The organism is Geodermatophilus saharensis, assembly GCF_900188205.1.
Taxonomy (GTDB): Bacteria; Actinomycetota; Actinomycetes; order Mycobacteriales; family Geodermatophilaceae; genus Geodermatophilus; species Geodermatophilus saharensis.
This window is the reverse complement of the sequence record NZ_FZOH01000008.1, coordinates 185,393-203,783: the sequence shown is the minus strand read 5'-3', so window position 1 is coordinate 203,783 and position 18,391 is coordinate 185,393. Positions and strand designations below refer to the sequence as shown.

The 18,391-nt window shown below is 75.7% G+C and carries 17 protein-coding genes; 9 read left to right on the top strand and 8 right to left on the bottom strand.

Translation table 11 applies throughout. The annotated features are described in order from the left end of the window. The first annotated feature begins 38 nt into the window (after nucleotides 1–38). Together CHC04_RS18800 and CHC04_RS18795 are read left to right on the top strand one after the other, a co-directional pair. Nucleotides 39–1,460, top strand: coding sequence for an aminotransferase-like domain-containing protein (locus CHC04_RS18800; RefSeq protein ID WP_089405463.1), 1,422 nt, complete (start codon nucleotides 39–41; stop codon nucleotides 1,458–1,460). After that, on the top strand, nucleotides 1,457–2,452 hold the full coding sequence (locus tag CHC04_RS18795) for a D-alanine--D-alanine ligase family protein (protein ID WP_089405462.1): 996 nt from the start codon (nucleotides 1,457–1,459) through the stop codon (nucleotides 2,450–2,452). The genes CHC04_RS18800 and CHC04_RS18795 overlap by 4 nt, the downstream gene beginning before the upstream one ends. A gap of 71 nt (nucleotides 2,453–2,523) precedes the next feature. On the opposite strand, the gene CHC04_RS18790 is transcribed toward CHC04_RS18795, so the two are convergent. The 8 genes from CHC04_RS18790 to rpmH all read right to left on the bottom strand — a co-directional run bounded on the left by CHC04_RS18790 (nucleotide 2,524) and on the right by rpmH (nucleotide 8,360). Further along, on the bottom strand, nucleotides 2,524–3,579 hold the full coding sequence (locus CHC04_RS18790) for a ParB/RepB/Spo0J family partition protein (protein ID WP_089405461.1): 1,056 nt from the start codon (nucleotides 3,577–3,579) through the stop codon (nucleotides 2,524–2,526). Beyond that, nucleotides 3,576–4,685, bottom strand: a complete 1,110-nt coding sequence (locus tag CHC04_RS18785) for a ParA family protein (protein ID WP_089405460.1) — start codon at nucleotides 4,683–4,685, stop codon at nucleotides 3,576–3,578. Before CHC04_RS18785 ends, CHC04_RS18790 begins: the two co-directional genes overlap by 4 nt. A gap of 108 nt (nucleotides 4,686–4,793) precedes the next feature. After that, a complete protein-coding gene (gene rsmG, locus CHC04_RS18780; RefSeq protein ID WP_089405459.1) occupies nucleotides 4,794–5,450 on the bottom strand; it encodes a 16S rRNA (guanine(527)-N(7))-methyltransferase RsmG in 657 nt (218 codons plus the stop codon). After that, nucleotides 5,447–6,097: a Jag family protein gene (locus CHC04_RS18775; protein ID WP_245817449.1), complete on the bottom strand. Its 651-nt coding sequence runs from the start codon at nucleotides 6,095–6,097 to the stop codon at nucleotides 5,447–5,449. The genes rsmG and CHC04_RS18775 overlap by 4 nt, the downstream gene beginning before the upstream one ends. 126 nt (nucleotides 6,098–6,223) lie before the next feature. Continuing rightward, a complete protein-coding gene (yidC, locus tag CHC04_RS18770) occupies nucleotides 6,224–7,405 on the bottom strand; it encodes a membrane protein insertase YidC (RefSeq protein ID WP_176450091.1) in 1,182 nt (393 codons plus the stop codon). Beyond that, nucleotides 7,398–7,811 carry a membrane protein insertion efficiency factor YidD gene (yidD, locus tag CHC04_RS25440; protein WP_089405457.1) on the bottom strand — a complete coding sequence of 138 codons (414 nt, stop codon included), beginning with the start codon at nucleotides 7,809–7,811 and terminating at the stop codon, nucleotides 7,398–7,400. Before yidD ends, yidC begins: the two co-directional genes overlap by 8 nt. Further along, complete coding sequence (rnpA, locus tag CHC04_RS18760) at nucleotides 7,808–8,221, bottom strand: ribonuclease P protein component (protein ID WP_089405456.1); 414 nt, start codon at nucleotides 8,219–8,221, stop codon at nucleotides 7,808–7,810. The genes yidD and rnpA overlap by 4 nt, the downstream gene beginning before the upstream one ends. Before the next feature lies 1 nt (nucleotide 8,222). Beyond that, entirely contained in the window at nucleotides 8,223–8,360 is a 138-nt protein-coding gene (gene rpmH, locus CHC04_RS18755; protein ID WP_040338882.1) for a 50S ribosomal protein L34, read from the bottom strand. Nucleotides 8,361–9,040: 680 nt separating this feature from the next. Between rpmH and dnaA the strand changes: the two genes are divergently transcribed. The 7 genes from dnaA to CHC04_RS18720 all read left to right on the top strand — a co-directional run bounded on the left by dnaA (nucleotide 9,041) and on the right by CHC04_RS18720 (nucleotide 18,383). Then, nucleotides 9,041–10,924: a chromosomal replication initiator protein DnaA gene (dnaA, locus tag CHC04_RS18750; RefSeq protein WP_089405455.1), complete on the top strand. Its 1,884-nt coding sequence runs from the start codon at nucleotides 9,041–9,043 to the stop codon at nucleotides 10,922–10,924. A 900-nt stretch (nucleotides 10,925–11,824) separates the two neighbouring features. Continuing rightward, nucleotides 11,825–13,009 (top strand): DNA polymerase III subunit beta, encoded by a 1,185-nt coding sequence (dnaN, locus tag CHC04_RS18745; protein WP_245817447.1) that lies wholly within the window; start codon nucleotides 11,825–11,827, stop codon nucleotides 13,007–13,009. A gap of 109 nt (nucleotides 13,010–13,118) precedes the next feature. After that, nucleotides 13,119–14,051 (top strand): phosphogluconate dehydrogenase (NAD(+)-dependent, decarboxylating), encoded by a 933-nt coding sequence (gene gnd / locus CHC04_RS18740; protein WP_089405453.1) that lies wholly within the window; start codon nucleotides 13,119–13,121, stop codon nucleotides 14,049–14,051. 90 nt (nucleotides 14,052–14,141) lie between these two features. Further along, the gene (gene recF / locus CHC04_RS18735) at nucleotides 14,142–15,302 is read left to right on the top strand and encodes a DNA replication/repair protein RecF (protein ID WP_089405452.1); all 1,161 of its coding nucleotides are present in this window, start codon (nucleotides 14,142–14,144) and stop codon (nucleotides 15,300–15,302) included. Beyond that, the gene (locus CHC04_RS18730; RefSeq protein WP_089405451.1) at nucleotides 15,303–15,803 is read left to right on the top strand and encodes a DciA family protein; all 501 of its coding nucleotides are present in this window, start codon (nucleotides 15,303–15,305) and stop codon (nucleotides 15,801–15,803) included. It begins immediately after the preceding gene. Between the two features lie 13 nt (nucleotides 15,804–15,816). Further along, nucleotides 15,817–16,602, top strand: coding sequence for a hypothetical protein (locus tag CHC04_RS18725; RefSeq protein ID WP_089405450.1), 786 nt, complete (start codon nucleotides 15,817–15,819; stop codon nucleotides 16,600–16,602). Between the two features lie 8 nt (nucleotides 16,603–16,610). Then, nucleotides 16,611–18,383 carry an ABC transporter ATP-binding protein gene (locus tag CHC04_RS18720; protein ID WP_217897448.1) on the top strand — a complete coding sequence of 591 codons (1,773 nt, stop codon included), beginning with the start codon at nucleotides 16,611–16,613 and terminating at the stop codon, nucleotides 18,381–18,383. Nucleotides 18,384–18,391 lie beyond the last annotated feature (8 nt).

The following is an 18,391-nucleotide window of genomic DNA, read 5'->3' as shown; positions in this document are numbered from 1 at the left end:
CGGCGGGGCCCGGCCGGGCGCCTCCCTACACTCGGTCCGTGGCCTCCACCCCGCCGTCGCACGGCCAGCCGCACCGCACGCCGCCGCAGCAGCACGGGCACCCGCACGTCCACCCCGTGCCCCGCCACCCGCGGCTGGACCCGCTGGCCGACCGGTACGCAGCCCGCACCCACGGCATGAAGAGCTCGGAGATCCGCGCCCTGTTCTCCGTCGTCAGCCGACCCGAGGTCGTCTCGCTGGCCGGCGGCATGCCCGCGGTCACCGCGCTCCCGCTCGACGCCGTCGGCTCGATGATCGGCGAGCTGGTCAGCGGCATGGGCGCGCAGACCCTGCAGTACGGCTCCGGCCAGGGCGACCCCCGGCTGCGGGAGCGGATCTGCGACGTCATGGCGCTCGAGGGCATCACCGACGCCTCGCCCAGCGACGTCGTGGTGACCGTCGGCTCCCAGCAGGGCCTGGACCTGGTCACCCGCGTGTTCGTCGACCCCGGCGACGTCGTCCTCGCCGAGGGCCCGTCCTACGTCGGCGCGCTCGGCGTCTTCCAGGCCGCCGAGGCCCGGGTGCGGCACGTGCCCATGGACGACGACGGGCTGATCCCCGAGGCGCTGGAGCAGGTGCTGCTGGAGTGCCGCGCCAACGGCGACCGGGTGAAGTTCCTCTACACGGTGCCCAACTACCACAACCCGGCCGGCGTCACGCTGTCCGAGCCGCGGCGCCAGGCGATCGTCGACATCGCCGACCGCTACGACCTGCTGGTCATCGAGGACAACCCCTACGGCCTGCTCGGCTTCGACCACGAGCCGCACCGCGCGCTGCGGGCCCGCAACGCCCAGCGGGTCGTCTACCTCGGCTCGTTCTCCAAGACCTTCTCGCCGGGCCTGCGGGTCGGCTGGGTCCTCGCGCCGCTCGCCGTCCGCGAGAAGCTGGTGCTGGCCACCGAGGCGCAGGTGCTCTGCCCGCCGTCGCTGACGCAGTACGCCGTCGCCCGCTACCTCGACACCCAGCCCTGGCGCGAGCAGATCAAGCTGTTCACCGAGCTCTACCGCGAGCGCCGCGACGCCACCCTGGAGTCGCTGGACGCGCTCATGCCCCCGGGCACGACCTGGACCCGCCCCGACGGCGGCTTCTACGTGTGGCTGAAGCTGCCCCACGGCCTGGACAGCAAGCTCATGCAGCCGCGGGCGGTGGGCGCGCACGTCGCCTACGTGCCCGGCATCGGCTTCTACGCCGACGGCTCGGGCCGGGAGTACATGCGGCTGTCCTACTGCTACCCCGAGCCCGACCAGATCCGCGAGGGCGTGCGGCGGCTGGCCCGGGTCATCGAGGTCGAGCTGGACCTGCACTCCACCTTCGACGCCGTCGACACCGGCACCTTCCGCGCCGTCGGCCGGCCCGGGACCGCTCCCGGCACGATCGTCGGGCCCGCCAGCAGCGACCGGATCGAGGACACCCACCCGTGACCGACCCTGCCGCTCCCGCGGTCCCGACCGCGACCTCCGAGGAGACCCCGTTGCGCGCCGTCGTCCTGGCCGGTGGCCTGACCTTCGAGCGCGAGGTCAGCCTGTCCTCGGGCACCCAGGTGGTCGAGGAGCTGGCCCGCGTCGGGGTGGAGGCCGAGCTGCGCGACGCCGACGCCGAGCTGCTGCCGGGCCTGGCCGCCGCCCCGGCCGACGCCGTCTTCATCGCCCTGCACGGCGCCACCGGGGAGGACGGCGCCCTGCGCGCGGTCCTCGACCTGGCCGGCGTCCCCTACGTCGGCTCCCCCGCCGCGGCCTGCCGGCTGGCCTGGGACAAGCCGGCCGCCAAGTCGGTCGTGCGCGGCGCCGGCCTGCCGACGCCGGACTGGGTGGCGCTGCCGCACAGCACCTTCCGCGAGCTCGGCGCCGGCGCGGTGCTCGACCTCATCGTGGCCCGCCTGGGGCTGCCGCTGATGGTCAAGCCGGCCTCCGGCGGTTCGGCGCTCGGCGCGCAGAAGGTGACCCGGGTCGAGGACCTGCCCGCCGCGATGGTCAGCTGCTTCGCCTACGGCGACACGGTGCTCGTGGAGCGGTTCGTCGACGGCGTCGAGGTGGCGCTGTCGGTCGTCGACCTGGGGGAGGGTCCCCGGGCGCTGCCGGCGGTGGAGATCGAGCCGGAGTCCGGCGTCTTCGACTACACCGCCCGCTACACCCCCGGGCTCACCGAGTACCACGCGCCGGCCCGGCTGGCCGACGACGTGGCCGCCCGCGCGGCCGACCTCGCGGTGCGGGTGCACGAGGCGCTGGGCCTGGCCGACCTCTCCCGCACCGACGCGATCGTCGCCCCCGACGGTGAGGTGCACTTCCTGGAGGTGAACGTCTCCCCGGGGCTGACCGAGACGTCGATGTTCCCCATGGCCGTCGAGGCCGCCGGGCACGACCTCGGCGAGGTGCTCTCCGAGCTGCTCACCCGGCGGGCCGGCACCCCGCGCTGACGCGACGACAGAGGCCCGGTTTCCGCCGTGACGGAAACCGGGCCTCTGTCGTGTCTGCCGACCGTGGCGGGTCAGGACTCCTCGCGGCGTCCGGCCACGTCGGGGGCCATCTGGCCGATGATGCGCTGCAGGTCGTCGACCGAGCCGAACTCGACCACGATGCGCCCCTTGGCCCGGCCGATCTGGATCTTGACCTTGGTCTCGAAGACGTCGGAGAGCCGGCCGGCGAGGTCCTCGACGCCCGGCGCGCTGATCCGGCGGGCGCGGCGGCGGGAGGCCGGCTGCTCGGCCGCGGCGAGCGCGACGGCCTCCTCGGTGGCCCGGACCGACAGCCCCTCGGCGACGATCCGGGTGGCGAGCGCCTCCTGGGCCTCGGCGTCGTCGAGCCCCAGCAGCGCCCGGGCGTGACCGGCGGAGATGACCCCGGCGGCCACCCGCGTCTGCACCTTCACCGGCAGCTTGAGCAGCCGGATCGTGTTGGTGACCTGCGAGCGGCTGCGGCCGATCCGCTGCGCCAGCTCCTCGTGGGTGGCGCCGAACTCCTCGAGCAGCTGCTGGTACGCCGCGGCCTCCTCCAGCGGGTTCAGCTGGACCCGGTGGATGTTCTCCAGCAGCGCGTCGCGCAGCAGGGCGTCGTCCTCGGTCTCGCGGACGATGGCCGGCACGGTCTCCAGCCCCGCGGCCCGGGCCGCCCGCAGCCGCCGCTCGCCCATGATGAGCTCGTAGCGGCCCTCCCCGCCCTCGCGGACGACGACCGGCTGCAGGAGCCCGAACTCGCGCACCGAGTGGGTGAGCTCCTCGAGCGCCTCGTCGTCGAACACCTGCCGGGGCTGGCGGGGGTTGGGGACGACGTCGCCCACCGCGACCTCGCGCAGCTGGGCCCCGGGGACACCGACGGCCGCCATGCCTGCCGACGACACGGCCTGCGCGGCGATGCTGGCGGCCGCCTGGGCCGCCGGGGGCAGCAGGGTCACCGGAGCAGGCGTCCCACCGGTCCCACCGGCCTCGGCCGTCTCGGGCGGGGCGGCCGGTGCGTCGGTCTCGGGCAGGGGTGGCTGCTCCACCGGCGGGGCGCTGGTGGGGATGAGCGCAGCCAGGCCCCGGCCGAGGCCGCCACGCTTGCTCATCGGGTCTCCTCGTCGACGGAGGTGGGAACGGGCGCGACGGCGGCGTCGGACCCGGGGACGGCCCGCGGCACCGGCCCGGTGGCCGGCCGGACCGCCGGCATCGGCGCGGTCGCCGGCGGCGGGGGAGGTGGCGCCCCCATCGGCCGCGGATCGGACTCCGGCACCAGGTGCACGCCCCGCTCGGCGAGCTCCCGGGCGGCCTCCACGTAGCTGGTCGAGCCCCGCGAGCCGGGGTCGTAGGTGAGCACGGACTGGCCGTACCCCGGCGCCTCCGACACCCGGACGTTGCGCGGGATGACCGTGCCGAGCACCAGGTCACCGAAGTGGCTGCGGACCTCCTCGGCGACCTGGTCGGCCAGCTTGGTCCGGGCGTCGTACATCGTCAGCAGGATGGTGCGGACGGCGATCCCCGGGTTGAGGTGCGCCCGCACGAGCTCGATGTTGTTGAGCAGCTGCCCCAGCCCCTCCAGCGCGTAGTACTCGCACTGGATCGGGATGAGCACCTCGTCGCCGGCCACCAGCGCGTTGAGGGTGAGCAGGCCCAGCGACGGCGGGCAGTCGATGAGGACGTAGTGCGGCCGCTGCTCCTCGGGCAGCGCGTGGACGTAGCCCTCGATCGCGCGGCGCAGCCGGTACTCGCGGGCGACCACGGACACCAGCTCGATCTCGGCGCCGGCCAGGTCGATCGTCGCCGGGACGCACCGCAGGTTCGGGCTCGCCGTCGTCGGGTGGACGACGTCGGCCAGGGAGCTGTCGCCGACGAGGGCGTCGTAGATCGACGGCGTCCCGACGGTGTGCTCGACGCCGAGGGCGGTGCTCGTGTTGCCCTGCGGGTCCAGGTCGATGACCAGCGCCCGCAGGCCGTAGAGGGCCAGCGCCACGCCGAGGTTGACCGTCGAGGTGGTCTTGCCGACGCCGCCCTTCTGGTTGGCGACGGTGATGACCCGGATCCGGCCGGGCGCGGGGAAGGGTTCCTGGTCGGCGGCGTGCAACACCCGGGTGGCCCGCAGCGCCTCCATGGCGATGGGACTGTCGAACTCCGGAGCGGCGCCGGCGGCCGAGTCGGCGGCGAGGCTGCTGCGCAGCCGCTGGCCCGGGTCGGTCATCGCAGGTCCTCCCTGCCGTCCCGTTTCACGTGGAACGGGTCGGGTGTCTGTGCTCGGGTTCCACGTGGAACGACGTGCCGTGGAACGGGTCCCGCCTGCTCCGCAGCCTCAGCGCGGGCCACGCGTCATCACCACCACGGTAGTGGCAGCCTCCCCGAGGTCGGCGCCGACAGCCCGGGCGTGTACGTCCCGCATCCCCGCGGCGTGCAACTCCGGGACCATCGCGGGCAGCTCCTCGACGGCGCGGGCACCGACCAGGGCGACCAGCCGGGTACCGGGCCGCAGCAGGCCCCGGCACCAGCCGACCAGCCGGGGGAGGGCGGCCACCGCCCGCGCCGTGACGACGTCGACCGGCCCGACGGCGGTGACGACCGAGCGCTCCTCGGCGCGGCCGCGCACGACCCGCCAGCCGGCACCGAGCTCGGCCACGACCTCCTCGAGGAACTCCACGCGACGTGCCATCGGCTCCACCAGCGTCAGCCGCAGGTCGGGCCGGGCCAGCGCGAGCGGGATCCCGGGCAGGCCGGCGCCGCTGCCGACGTCGACCACCCGGGCGTCCGGCGGGACCGCCTCGGCCACCGCCGCGCTGTTGAGCACGTGCCGGTCCCACAGCCGCGGCACCTCCCGCGGGCCGATGAGCCCGCGGGTGACGCCGTCGGAGGCCAGGCGGGCGACGTAGCGCTCGGCGTCCGGCAGGGCCGCACCGAACACCGAGGCCGCGACCTGCGGTGCCGGTGGGGCGGGCGGGGCGGGTGTGCCGCTCACCGCTCCGGCAGGACCACGACGCGCCGGTTGGGCTCCTCGCCCTCCGACTCGCTGCGCACGCCGGCGACCCCGGCGATGACGTCGTGGACGACCTTGCGCTCGAACGGGTTCATCGGCGCCAGCCGCTCTGCCTGCCGGCTGCCGGCCACCCGCTCGGCGGCCTCGGCGGCCATGGCGGTGAGGGAGGCACGGCGGCGGGCGCGGTAGCCGCCGATGTCGAGCATCAGCCGGCTGCGGACGCCGGTGGACTGCGCCACGGCCAGCCGGGTGAGCTCCTGCAGCGCCTCGAGCACCGCGCCGTCGGAGCCCACGAGGTCGTCGAGCTCGCCGCCGACGATCGCCACCGAGGCCCGGTCGCCCTCCACGTCGAGGTCGATGTCGCCGTCGACGTCGAGGATGTCGAGCAGCCGCTCGAGGTAGTCGCCGGCCACGTCGCCCTCGCGGACCAGCAGCTCGGTGCCGCCGCTGCGGCCGCCGGCGACGACCACCTCGTCGGCCGGCTCGAGCGTCGAGTCAGCGCCGGCCTCGTCGGTGTCGGGGAGGTCGGCAGGCCCGTCCGGCACGCCGGTCGCGGGGGTCAGGACCGCGCCGGAGGTGGCCTCGGCGGTCGCGGCGGTGTCGGTGGCGGGGGAGTGCGGAACGCTCACGGAGAGACCTCCAGTCGGTGGGGGCAGCCGGGCGGACCCGGTGGTCGGGGAGCCGGCCGGCGCCGTCGCGGGACGGCGGGCACGGGCCGGCAGGGGCGTCCGGGGAGCGGTCCACCGGACGCGGGCTCAGCGGCGCTTGCGCTTCCCGCCGGTGCCGGCGGGGCGGCCGTGCGGCGCGCGGGGAGCCGGGCGCGGGCTCTTGCCGCCACCGCGTGCGCCCTTGGCACCGGCCGCGGTGCTGCCCGCGGCGGTCGCACCGCCACCGGGAGAGCCGCCGTCAGGGGTACCGCCGCCCGGGGCGGCCTCGGCCGGTCCCGCGGTGGTCGGCTCCACGCCGGCAGCGTCCGCGCCGTTCCCGGCGGCGCCGTCCACGGCCGCGGTGCCGTCCCCGCCCTTGGTGAGGGCGACCCCCGGGGTCGCCGGGCGAGCACCCTTGGGAGTGCGGACCGGCTTGGCGCCCGGCTTGGGAGCGAGCGTCTTCGGGTCGACGACGGGCTTCTCGGCCGCGGCCTTGGCGAGCGCGGCGGGGGAGCCGGGCGGGGGCATCTTGCGCAGGATGAAGAACTGCTGACCGAGGGTCCACAGGTTGTTGGTCATCCAGTAGAGCAGGACGCCGATCGGGAAGAAGAAGCCGGTGATGAAGAGGCTGACCGGCATGCCGTAGAGCAGCAGCTTCTGCACCATCGCGGCCTGGCCCTCGACCGGGCCGGAGCGCTTCATGATCTGCTTCTGCGTGACGTAGGTGGTCACGCACATGATCACCATGAGGGTCAGCGCGACGGCGCGGATGCCGCCCTGCGTGACCCCGGGCAGCGCCAGGATGTCGGCGGCCTTCTGCCCGGTCATGTTGAACGACGAGGAGATCGGCGCCCCGAACAGCTTGGCCCGCGCGGCCTGGTCGGTGAGCGTGTCGTCCCAGCTGTAGAGCCCCGGGGCGCCGGGCCGCAGCCGGCGCAGCACGTGGAACAGCGAGAGGAAGACCGGGATCTGCGGCAGGATCGGCAGGCAGCCGGCCAGCGGGTTGACCCCGCGCTCCTTCTGCAGCTGCATCATCGCCTGGCTGAAGCCCTGCCGGTCGGCCCCGTACTGCTTGCGCAGCTTCTGGATCTCCGGCTGGATCTCCTGCATCGCCCGCTGGCTCTTGATCTGCTTGACGAACAGCGGGAACAGGATCAGGCGCACGGTGACGACGAGGAACACGATCGACAGCGCCCAGGTGATGCCGCTGCCGGGGTCGAGGAACGTCGAGAACACCGAGTGCCACGTCTTCATGACGAAGGCGATCGCGGTGTACAGCCAGTCAAGCAACGCCAGCCTCCTGCTGCGGGGACCGGCGGTGAGCCGGCGGGGTCTCGGGGGCGGGACGACGCGCGACGTCGGCGGCGGCTCCCGAGGAGGGTGCCGCTGTCATCGACGTGCGGTCGTCGCCGCCGGTTCCGGGGGTGGTGCGCCCGGGTCGGGGCGCGGGGACGGGGTCGAAGCCGCCGGGGTGCCAGGGCGCGCACTTCAGCAGCCGCCGCAGCGCCAGCCAGGACCCGCGACCGGCGCCGTGCGCGGCGACCGCCTCGGCGGCGTAGGCGCTGCAGGTGGGTGCGAAGCGGCAGCGCGGTGGCAGGGCCGGGCTGATCGCCCGGGAGTAGAAGCCGATCGAGGCCAGCAGCGCGCGGGCGAGCGGGCCGCGGCGCACGGGCACCCCCGGCGGGAGGGCGCTCACGACCGGGTCCGCTCGGCGAGCAGCCGGTCCAGGCCCGCGGCGAGGTCGCGGCGCAGCGTCTCCGACGTGGCCGTGCCGGCCTCGGGCCGGGCCCGGACCACCAGGTCGGCGGTGGCCGGCAGCCGGGGCAGCTCCTCGCGGACGGCCGCGCGCAGCCGCCGGGTCACCCGGTGGCGCACCACGGAGTTGCCGACCGCCCGGCCGACCACGAAACCGGCGCGGGGCCCGGGTGCGGCTGTCCCGCCCGGTGCGGCGGCGTCCCCGGACACGTCGAGACCCCCGGCCGGGGGGACCGGGGGTCGGACGGGGAGGTAGTGGAGCACCATGGTCGGCCGACCGGCACGCCGGCCCGACCGGACGACCGCGGTGAACTCCGGACGCCGGCGCAGGCGGGCCTGCGCGGGCAGCACCTCAGGCGGAGAGCTTCTCGCGACCCTTGCGGCGACGGCCGGCGAGGATCGCGCGGCCCGCGCGGGTGCGCATCCGCAGCCGGAAGCCGTGGGTCTTCGACCGGCGGCGGTTGTTCGGCTGGAAGGTGCGCTTGCTCACGGGGTACTCCTACGGCAGGACGTCGGCGGTGCGGGCCCGCCGGGGGGCAGGCACGCGGCGGGGCACGGCCGGATCGGCGTGAGCCGCGTGCCGGGCCCCGGTGGCGGGCTCCGCGCAGCTCCGCCCTCCACGGGAGGACGGGTGCACGGACTCCGCCCATCATAACCAGGGGCCGGGCCGATCCCGTCGCCGGCGCGGCCCCGGTCCCCGACGGGCACCGGGTGGGGCCACCCCGGCCGGGCCGACCCGCCAGGCTGCACCGGCCGGGCGGACGGATGGTGTCGGCGCGCCGACGGTCGGGGGACGACACGCCGAACGACACGCGCACCGCGCGCCCCACGGGCACCCCGGCGTCGTTGCCGGGCTGTGGACGGGGCTGTTAGCGTCGCCCCCGCTCTGGACCGGGCAGCCCTGTCCGGTCCGCGAGCCGACCATCCGGTCGACCGCCCGCCGTCCACCCCGAGCCGTCTCCCGACCTCCCTCCCGACCAGCGACGACGCCGGGACCGACCCGCACCAGCGAGTCGACAAGGCGCCGTGTCGCCGGTCGTGCACAGCCTGTGGACACTCGTGTGGAACCCGTGTGTCCGGATGTCCACAACCGGGCAGCCGCGGCGCCGGGACCCGGGGGCACGCGGAGGTCGGTGCCGGGGACGAGAACAGCTTGGGGAGGACACGGTCATGGCCGATGCCACGGTGGACCTGGCGGAGGTCTGGGACTCGGTCCGCGGACGGCTGTCGACCAGCCTGACCCGGCAGCAGAACGCGATGCTCAACCTCACCCGGCCGGTGGGCCTGGTGGGGGGCACCGCGGTGCTCGCCGCCCCCAACGAGTTCACCCAGACCGTGCTCGAGTCCCGCATGCGCCGGGTGCTGGCCGAGGCGCTGTCCGAGCAGCTCGGCCGCGACATCGGCGTCGCGATCCAGCTGGAGGACAGCCCGGCCGACGCCGGCCAGGAGCCGCCGGTCCCCACCCGCCGGCCGTGGACGCCGCCGGCCGACGAGCTCACCGACGAGGACCGCGAGCGCGAGGACGACGGCCGCAGCGCCTTCGGGGTGCGCAGCGACGCCCGCCCGCTGGACCGCTCCCCGTTCGACGGCGCCGCCTTCGACCCCGCCGACGCCCCGCGCGGCGGGCGCGACGGCGACCGGTACGGCGACGAGCCCTACGGCGCCCCCCGGGCCGGGGACCCCTACGGCGGCCGCTACGAGCCGGCGCGGGCCGACGGCCGTCCCCCGACCGAGGCGCCCTTCGAGCCGTACCCGCCGGTCGCCGCACCCGGCGGGGAGCCGGCCGACGGCGCGGGGGAGTGGGGTGGCAGCGACTGGAGCCCGGCGGTCCGCCCGCGCGGCTCCGGCCGGCGCCGGGGCGTGCGCCCCGGCGAGGGTGCCGAGGTGCTGCCCTTCGACCTCGGCGACGACGGCGCGGACACCGCACCCGACGAGGCGGATGCGGCCCCGCGGCGCCCGGGGACCCGCGGCGGCGGGGCGGTGCCGCTGTTCGGTGACCGCCGCCCGCCGGTCGGTCAGGACCCGGGGCTCAACCCCAAGTACGTCTTCGACAGTTTCGTCATCGGCAACAGCAACCGGTTCGCCCACGCCGCGGCGGTGGCCGTCGCCGAGGCCCCGGCGCGGGCCTACAACCCGCTGTTCGTCTACGGCGACTCCGGGCTGGGCAAGACCCACCTGCTGCACGCCATCGGCCACTACGCGGCGCGGATGTTCCCCAACGTGCGGGTGCGCTACGTCAGCACCGAGGAGTTCACCAACGAGTTCATCAACCTGGTGCACTCCGGGCGGGCCGAGGACTTCCGCCGCCGCTACCGGGACATCGACTTCCTGCTCATCGACGACATCCAGTTCCTGGAGCGCGCCGAGCGGACGCAGGAGGAGTTCTTCCACACGTTCAACACGCTCCACAACGCCAGCAAGCAGATCGTCATCACCTCCGACCGGGCGCCGAAGAAGCTGACGACGCTGGAGGACCGGCTGCGCACGCGGTTCGAGTGGGGGCTGATCACCGACGTCCAGGCCCCGGACCTGGAGACCCGCATCGCGATCCTCCGCAAGAAGGCCTACGGCGAGCGGCTGCAGGTGCCCGACCCGGTGCTGGAGTTCATCGCCAGCAAGGTGCAGACCAACATCCGCGAGCTCGAGGGCGCCCTCATCCGGGTGACCGCCTTCGCCAGCCTCAACAAGCAGCAGGTCGACCTGCCGCTGGCCGAGCTCGTGCTCAAGGACCTCATCAGCGACGAGCAGGGCCCGCAGATCACCGCGGCGATCATCATGGCGGCGACCGCGGAGTACTTCTCCGTGACGATGGAGGAGCTGCAGGGCTCCAACCGCAGCCGCACGCTGGTCAACGCCCGCCAGATCGCGATGTACCTGTGCCGGGAGCTGACCGAGCTGTCGCTGCCGCGCATCGGTGCCTCCTTCGGCGGCAAGGACCACACCACGGTCATGCACGCCGTCAAGAAGATCACCAACCTGATGAGCGAGCGCCGGGCGACGTACACCCAGGTCACCGAGCTCACCGCCCGCATCAAGAGCCGCGCCCGCCAGTAGCGACGGCGCCCCGCACCCGCCCCGCACCCGCCCCGCCGTCGTCCCCGGCCGTCGTCCCCCGGCCGTCGTCCCCCGCGTGCCCAGCGGTGGACGGCGGCCGTCGGCTGTCCACAAGCCGACAGCGGTGTGGACGGGTCCCCGTGCCGCGGCACAGCGCGGTTTCCCGGCCGGTCACCGGCGTCGCGGCTGTCGACACGTCGAGGAGTTGTCCCCAGGGATGTGCACACCCTGGGGAGATCGTGATCGGGGTGTGACCGCGGGTGCCGGTCGGGCGGCCTCACGCCGCGTCGTCCCCAGGTCACTCCCCAGCGTGTGAACCCAGCCGGGACACGGCGCCGACCTGCGCGTCCGCGCCCTCGCGGCGCCGTCGTCCCCACCCCCGGGCGGGGTGCCGGGCACGCCCGGCGGCGGCCGGGAGCGGCCACCCGACGTGAGGTGGGCACGGACTGGGGACATCCCGGGGGAGGACCGGGGACAGCCCGTGGACGACGGGGGGTCGCTGTGCACGGCCGTCGAGATGTCCACGTGTCGACAACAGCGGGACGCCGGTTGCCCACACCGGGCCAACATGTCGACTCGGGCGCTGACCTGCACGAAGGGCGTCGATCCCCAGCTTCCACACCAGTGATGACGGAGATGAGGGATGTATCTCGGGGAGTCCTTGAACCCCAGTAGGGCTGGGGACGCTCCGGCCCGGGGGCCCGGGAGACCAGCAGCGGGGACGACGACGGCACGGGAGAGGAGCAGGCTGGAGGGACGGGAGGGAACGCCTGATCGGGTCCCGGCTTCCCCCCTGTCGTCCCCGACGGGCACGATGAGCTCCGCAACAGGCGAGAGAGCACCACCCCCGGTCCGCACGGACGCCGGGGACCGCGGGTGCGCAGACGACAGCAGTGGGCCGTGCAGAGCTGGGGTGGGTCGGTCATGGAGTTCCGGGTGACACGCGAGGTGCTCGCCGATGCCGTCGCGTGGACGGCGCGCAGCCTGCCGCCGCGCCCGTCCGTGCCGGTGCTGGCCGGCATCCTGCTCGAGGTCGACGGCAGCCAGCTGTCGGTGTCCGGCTTCGACTACGAGGTCTCCGCCCGTGCGGAGGTCGACGTGCAGGCCGCCGAGAGCGGGCGGGTGCTCGTCCCGGGCCGGCTGCTGGCCGAGATCACCCGGGCGCTGCCGCCGCACCCGGTCGACATCCGCGCCGAGGGCCCCCGGCTGTCGATCACCTGCGGCAACGCGCGGTTCAGCCTGCCGACGCTGCCGGTGGAGGACTACCCGTCGCTGCCGGCCATGCCGTCGTCGGCCGGCGTCGTCGACAGCGACGTCTTCGCCGAGGCGGTCGGCCAGGTCGCCGTCGCCGCCGGGCGCGACGACACCCTGCCCATGCTCACCGGTGTGCGGCTGGAGATCGAGGACGACCGGGTGACGCTGGCGGCCACCGACCGCTACCGGCTGGCGGTGCGCGAGTTCGCCTGGCGGCCGGAGACGCCGGGGATCTCGGCCGCGGTGCTGGTGCCGGCGCGCACGCTGGCCGACGCCGCGCGCACGCTGACCAGCGGCCCGGAGATCACCGTCTCGCTGTCGTCGGGGGGCTCGGGCGAGGGCATCCTGGGCCTGTCGGGCAAGGACCGGCAGACCACCACCCGGCTGCTCGACGCCGAGTTCGTCAAGTACCGCGCGATCATGCCGTCGGAGTCCAGCGCGAGCGCGACCCTGCCGGTCGTGCAGTTCACCGACGCCGCCAAGCGCGTGGCGCTGGTCGCCGAGCGGGGCACGCCCCTGCGTTGCGAGTTCACCCCGGGCCAGGTCACCCTGCGCGCCGGCGGCAGCGACGACGAGGGGCAGGCCGAGGAGCGCTGCGACGTCGAGTTCGACGGCGACCCGCTGACCATCGGCTTCAACCCGACGTTCCTGCTCGACGGTCTGGCCGCCGTGCACACCGGCCGGGCGCGGATGGACTTCACCAGCCCGCTCAAGCCGGCCGTGCTCTCGGGTGTGGAGGAGCCGGCCGCCGACGACGCCGACGGCGGCCGCCCGGCCGAGCGGCCCGGCAGCTACCGCTACCTGATCATGCCGGTGCGCCTGCCCGGGTGACGGCGGCGGGAGGTGTCCCCGGCAGCCGACGAGGGCACCGCACACCCCGCGGGCACCGCACCGTCGCGTGCGCCCGCGCCATGACGACCTGCGAGGGAAGGACGGAGCCGTGCAGCTGGGGCTGATCGGGCTGGGCAAGATGGGCGGCAACATGGCCACGCGGCTGCGCCGCGCGGGTCACGAGGTGGTCGGCTTCGACCACCACCCGGAGAAGCGCGACGTCGACAGCCTCGAGGCGCTCGTCGGCGCGCTGTCGGCCCCGCGGGTGGTGTGGGTCATGGTGCCGGCGGGCGAGCCGACCCGGGAGACGGTGCGCCAGCTCGGTGAGCTGCTCGAGCCCGGTGACGTCGTCGTCGACGGCGGGAACTCGAAGTTCACCGACGACAAGGTGCACGCCCAGATGCTCGGCGAGAAGGGCGTCGGCTACCTCGACTGCGGCGTCTCCGGCGGGGTGTGGGGCCTGGAGAACGGCTACGCGCTGATGGTCGGCGGTGCGAAGGACGACGTCGCGAAGGTCCAGCCCGTCTTCGACGCGCTGCGGCCGCCGGAGCCGACCGACGAGTCGGGCCAGGCCATGCCCGGCGCGGGCTTCGTGCACGCCGGCCCGGTGGGCGCCGGCCACTACGCGAAGATGGTCCACAACGGCATCGAGTACGCGCTCATGCAGGCCTACGGCGAGGGCTACGAGCTGCTGGCCGCCGTCGACCTGATCGAGGACGTCCCCGGCGTCGTCGCCTCGTGGACGCAGGGCACCGTGATCCGCTCCTGGCTGCTGGACCTGCTGGTGCGCGCGCTGCAGGAGGACCCGTCCCTGGAGAAGATCCGTGGCTACGCCGACGACTCCGGCGAGGGCCGCTGGACGGTGCAGGAGGCCATCGACCACGCCGTCCCCATGCCGACGATCGCCGCGTCGCTGTTCGCGCGGTTCGTCTCCCGCCAGGAGGACTCGCCGACCATGAAGGCCGTCGCCGCGCTGCGCCAGCAGTTCGGCGGGCACGCCGTCCACGCGGTGCAGGCGCAGGAGGTCGAGCGCCCGGCGTGACGAAGGACCACCCTCCCCCCCACGCCTCGCACGCTCGGCGCGGGCCCCTGGAGGGCGGCCGTTCCAGGACCTCACCACCGGGGGGCTGAGGTGTACGTCCGGCACCTCCAGCTCGTCGACTTCCGCAGCTGGGAGAAGGTCGACCTCGCCCTGCGGCCCGGTCCCACCGTGTTCGTCGGCCGCAACGGCGAGGGCAAGACCAACCTCGTCGAGGCGGTCGGGTACCTCGCGACCCTGGGCAGCCACCGGGTGTCCGGCGACGCGCCCCTGGTGCGGCACGGCGCGGCCCAGGCGGTGGTCCGGGCGGCGCTGCGCCGCGAGGACCGGGAACTGCTGGTGGAGGTCGAGGTCAACCCGGGCCGGGCCAACCGCGTCCGGGTCAACCGCTCCGCGCTGCCGCGGCCGCGCGAGCTGCTCGGCCTGGTGAAGAGCGTGCTGTTCGCGCCCGAGGACCTCGCGCTGGTCCGCGGCGACCCGGCCGAGCGGCGGCGGTTCCTCGACGACCTGCTGGTCAGCCGCACGCCCCGGCTGGCCGGGGTGCGCAGCGACTACGACCGGGTGCTGCGGCAGCGCAACGCCCTGCTCAAGACCGCGCGGCTGGCGCGCGGCGACGCCCTGGCCACGCTCGACGTCTGGGACACCCACCTCGTCGAGCTCGGCGGGCAGCTGCTGGCCGCCCGCCTGGCGCTGGTCGCCGACCTGGCCCCGCACGTCGCCCGGTCCTACGCCGCCGTCGCCGGGCCCGGTGCCGCGGCCGCCGGCCTCGGCTACGCGAGCACCGTGCCGCTGGCCGGGGACGGCGCCCCGCTGGTCGCCGGGGAGCCGACGGCGCGGGCGGCCGAGCTGTCGGCGGCGCTGCGCGAGCGGATCGCCGAGCGGCGCCGCGAGGAGGTCGACCGGGGCATGACGCTGGTCGGCCCCCACCGCGACGACCTCGTGCTGCACCTGGGGCCCGCGCCGGCCAAGGGGTTCGCCAGCCACGGCGAGTCGTGGTCGCTGGCGCTGGCCCTCAAGCTCGGCTGCTTCGCGCTGCTGCGCGCCGACGGCGAGGAGCCGGTGCTCGTCCTCGACGACGTCTTCGCCACCCTCGACGCCGGCCGGCGGGCGGCCCTGGCCGACGTCGCCCGCTCCGCCGAGCAGACCCTCATCACCGCCGCCGTCCTCGACGACGTGCCCGAGGAGCTGCGCGACGCGCGGGTGGAGGTCGGCGCGGGCACGGCCGTCCTGGTGGCCGACGAGGAGGGGACCTGAGTGAGCGACGAGCGGCCCGCCCGGCCCAGCGACATCGCCCGCGCCGCGCTGGAGGCGGCCCGCGCGGCCTCGGCGGCCCGGCCGGCACCCACCCGCCGCCGGGTGGCCGGCCCGCGGCGGAACTGGACCGGCCCGCGCCCGGGCGACGACGACCCGCAGCCGCTGGCCCGGCTGGTCGACTCGCTGGTCAGCGCCCAGGACTGGACCGAGAACACCCGCGTCGGCGCGGTGTTCGGCCGCTGGTCGGCGCTGGTCGGCCCCGACATCGCGGCGCACTGCCGGCCCGAGACCCTCACCGAGGGCGAGCTGCTCGTCGTCGCCGAGTCCACGGCGTGGGCCACCCAGCTGCGGCTGCTCGCCCCCACGATCCTGGCCCGGCTGCGCGCCTCGGTCGGCGGGGACGTGGTGACCCGGTTGCGCGTTGTCGGACCGACGGCCCCGAGCTGGAAGAAGGGCCCGCGGTCGGTCCGCGGACGGGGCCCCCGCGACACGTACGGATGAGGACGGTGCCCCGATGAGCAGCCCGCGCGACGACCGGCCGCACGACGACGACCCCCGCGACCGCGACGGCTGGCAGGAGCCGGCCCACCTCGGTGACGGCGACCGCGACGGCCAGGAGGGCGACCGCGGGCGGGAGCCGGCCGGCGCCGGCCCCGGACCGGTCACCTGGGCCCTGCCCGCGCGCCGCCCGCGCACCCCCGGCGTCGTCGAGCAGGTGTTCCGCTACCAGGGCGACCCCGTCGGCGTGCAGGGCTGGGCGCTGCAGCAGGGCTGGGAGATCTCCGACGGCACCGCTCCGCAGGACGCCGTCCTCGCCGAGCTCGTGGCCACCGCCCCGGTGCGGGCGACCAAGGACCACCGGCCGGCCGGGGTGGTGCGCGGCCGCGCCGGCACCCTCGAGCTCGTCGCGTTCGACGTCGTCTTCGTCGACAAGCGGTCGACGGTGCCCGAGTACGCGGTCACCGCGGCGCCGGTGCTGCTGCCGCTGCCCCCGCTGCGCCTGTCGCCGGCCCGCTTCTGGCGGCACCGCACCGGCGGCCTGCTGCACGTGCCCAGCGGCGACCCCGAGTTCGACGCCCGGTGGGTGCTGCTGGCCGCGGAGGACGGTCCGGGGGTGCGCCGGCTGGTGGAGGACGCCACGGTGCGCGGCCTGCTGATGGGCAGCGACGACGGTGACGAGTTCTGGACCGCGGCCGGCCACCTCGCCGCCGTCCGCCCCGACGGCCACCGTCCCGAGCTGATCGAGCACCACGCCCGGCTGCTGGGCGCGATGGTGGCCGCGCTCGCCGGCGTGTTCTGACGCCTGTCGTGACCGCTCCCGGGACCACCGCCGAGCAGGCGCCGGCCGCGGGGCTGCGCGAGCTGCTGCCGCTGGTCCGCCCGCACCGCCGGCCGCTGCTGCTGGCCGCGGGGTTGTCCCTGCTGGGCGCGGCGGCGGCGCTGGCCCAGCCCGCCCTCACCGGCCGGGTGATCGCCGCCGTCGGCGCGGGCGAGCCGCTGCTGCCCGCCGTCTCGCTGCTCCTGCTGGTGCTCGTCGCCGGCGCGGTGCTCAACGCGTTCCAGTCCTACCTGCTGCAGCGCACCGGGGAGGGCGTCGTCCTCTCCACCCGCCGGACGGTCGCCGACCGGCTGCTGCGGCTGCCGGTGGCCGAGTACGACCGCCGCCGCACCGGCGACCTGATGTCCCGGGTCGGGGCCGACACCACGCTGCTGCGCGCCACGGTCACCTCCGGTGTCATCGAGGTGGCCGGTTCCGCGGTGGTCGCCGTCGGCGCGCTGGTGGCGATGGCGCTGGTCGACGTCTGGCTGCTGCTGGTGACCGTCACCGCCGTCGCCGTCGGCATGACCGTCGTGGTGGCCAGCAGCCGGCGGGTGCGCACGCTGTCGCGCCGGGCGCAGGACGAGGTGGGCGCGATGACGGCGGCCGTGGAGCGCGCGCTGTCGGCGGTGCGCACCATCCGCGCCAGCGGTGCGACCGCGCGGGAGGTCGACGCCGTCGGGGTCAGCGCGCGGCGGGCCTACCGCGCCGGCGTGGCGGTGGCCCGGGTGGAGGCGCTGGTACAGCCGGCGGGCTCGATCGCCGTCCAGGGCGCGTTCCTCGCCGTGCTGGGGCTGGGCGGCTACCGGGTGGCCACCGGCTCGATCGCCGTCGCCGACCTGGTGGCGTTCATCCTCTACCTGTTCCTGCTGGTCATGCCGCTGGGTCAGGCGGTCTCGGCGTGGACGCAGCTGCAGACCGGGCTGGGGGCGCTGGCCCGCATCCAGGAGGTGCTCGTCCTCGAGCCCGAGCGCGACGACGTCCCCGAGGCCGGCGGCGCGGTGACGACGGCGCCCCGGGTGCCGGCGGCCGGGGTCCCGCTGCTCGAGCTCGACGGCGTCTCGTTCACCTACCCCGACGGCACGCGGGTGCTCGACGGGGTCTCCCTCACCGTGCCGGCGGGCAGCCGGGTGGCGCTGGTCGGTCCCTCGGGTGCCGGTAAGTCGACGGTGCTGGCGCTGGTGGAGGGCTTCTACCCGCTGACCGGCGGCACCATCCGGTGGGCCGGCACCGACGTCAGGGAGCTGCCGCGGGCGGCACTGCGCGCGCAGCTGGGCTACGTCGAGCAGGAGGCGCCGGTGCTGGCCGGCACGGTGCGGGAGAACCTGCTGCTGGCCGCGCCCGGTGCCGCCGACGACGAGCTGTGGGCGGTGCTCGCCGACGTCGGCCTGACGGGCGTGGTGCAGCGCTCCCCGCGCGGGCTGGACGTGCCGGTCGGCGACGAGGGCGTGCTGCTGTCCGGCGGCGAGCGGCAGCGGCTGGCCATCGCCCGGTCGCTGCTGGCCCGCCCGGCGCTGCTGCTGCTCGACGAGCCGACCGCCAGCCTCGACGCGCGCAACGAGGGGCTGCTGCGCGAGACGCTCTCGGCCGCGGCCGCCGACCGGGCGCTGCTGGTCGTGGCCCACCGGCTGTCGACCGTGCTCGACAGCGACCAGATCGTGGTGCTCGACGGCGGCCGCGTCGTCGCGCGCGGCACCCACGACGAGCTGGTGGAGACCAGCCCGCTCTACCGCGAGCTCGCCTCCGCCCAGCTCCTGGTGTGAGTCCGTGC

What these genes read in the sequence shown, in the direction of transcription:
- CHC04_RS18725 (WP_089405450.1), top strand. Translation starts at nt 15,817, where the DNA reads ATGAGCAGCCCGCGCGACGACCGGCCGCACGACGACGACCCCCGCGAC.
- CHC04_RS18785 (WP_089405460.1), bottom strand. Translation starts at nt 4,685, where the DNA reads ATGACCGACCCGGGCCAGCGGCTGCGCAGCAGCCTCGCCGCCGACTCG.
- CHC04_RS18790 (WP_089405461.1), bottom strand. Translation starts at nt 3,579, where the DNA reads ATGAGCAAGCGTGGCGGCCTCGGCCGGGGCCTGGCTGCGCTCATCCCC.
- dnaA (WP_089405455.1), top strand. Translation starts at nt 9,041, where the DNA reads ATGGCCGATGCCACGGTGGACCTGGCGGAGGTCTGGGACTCGGTCCGC.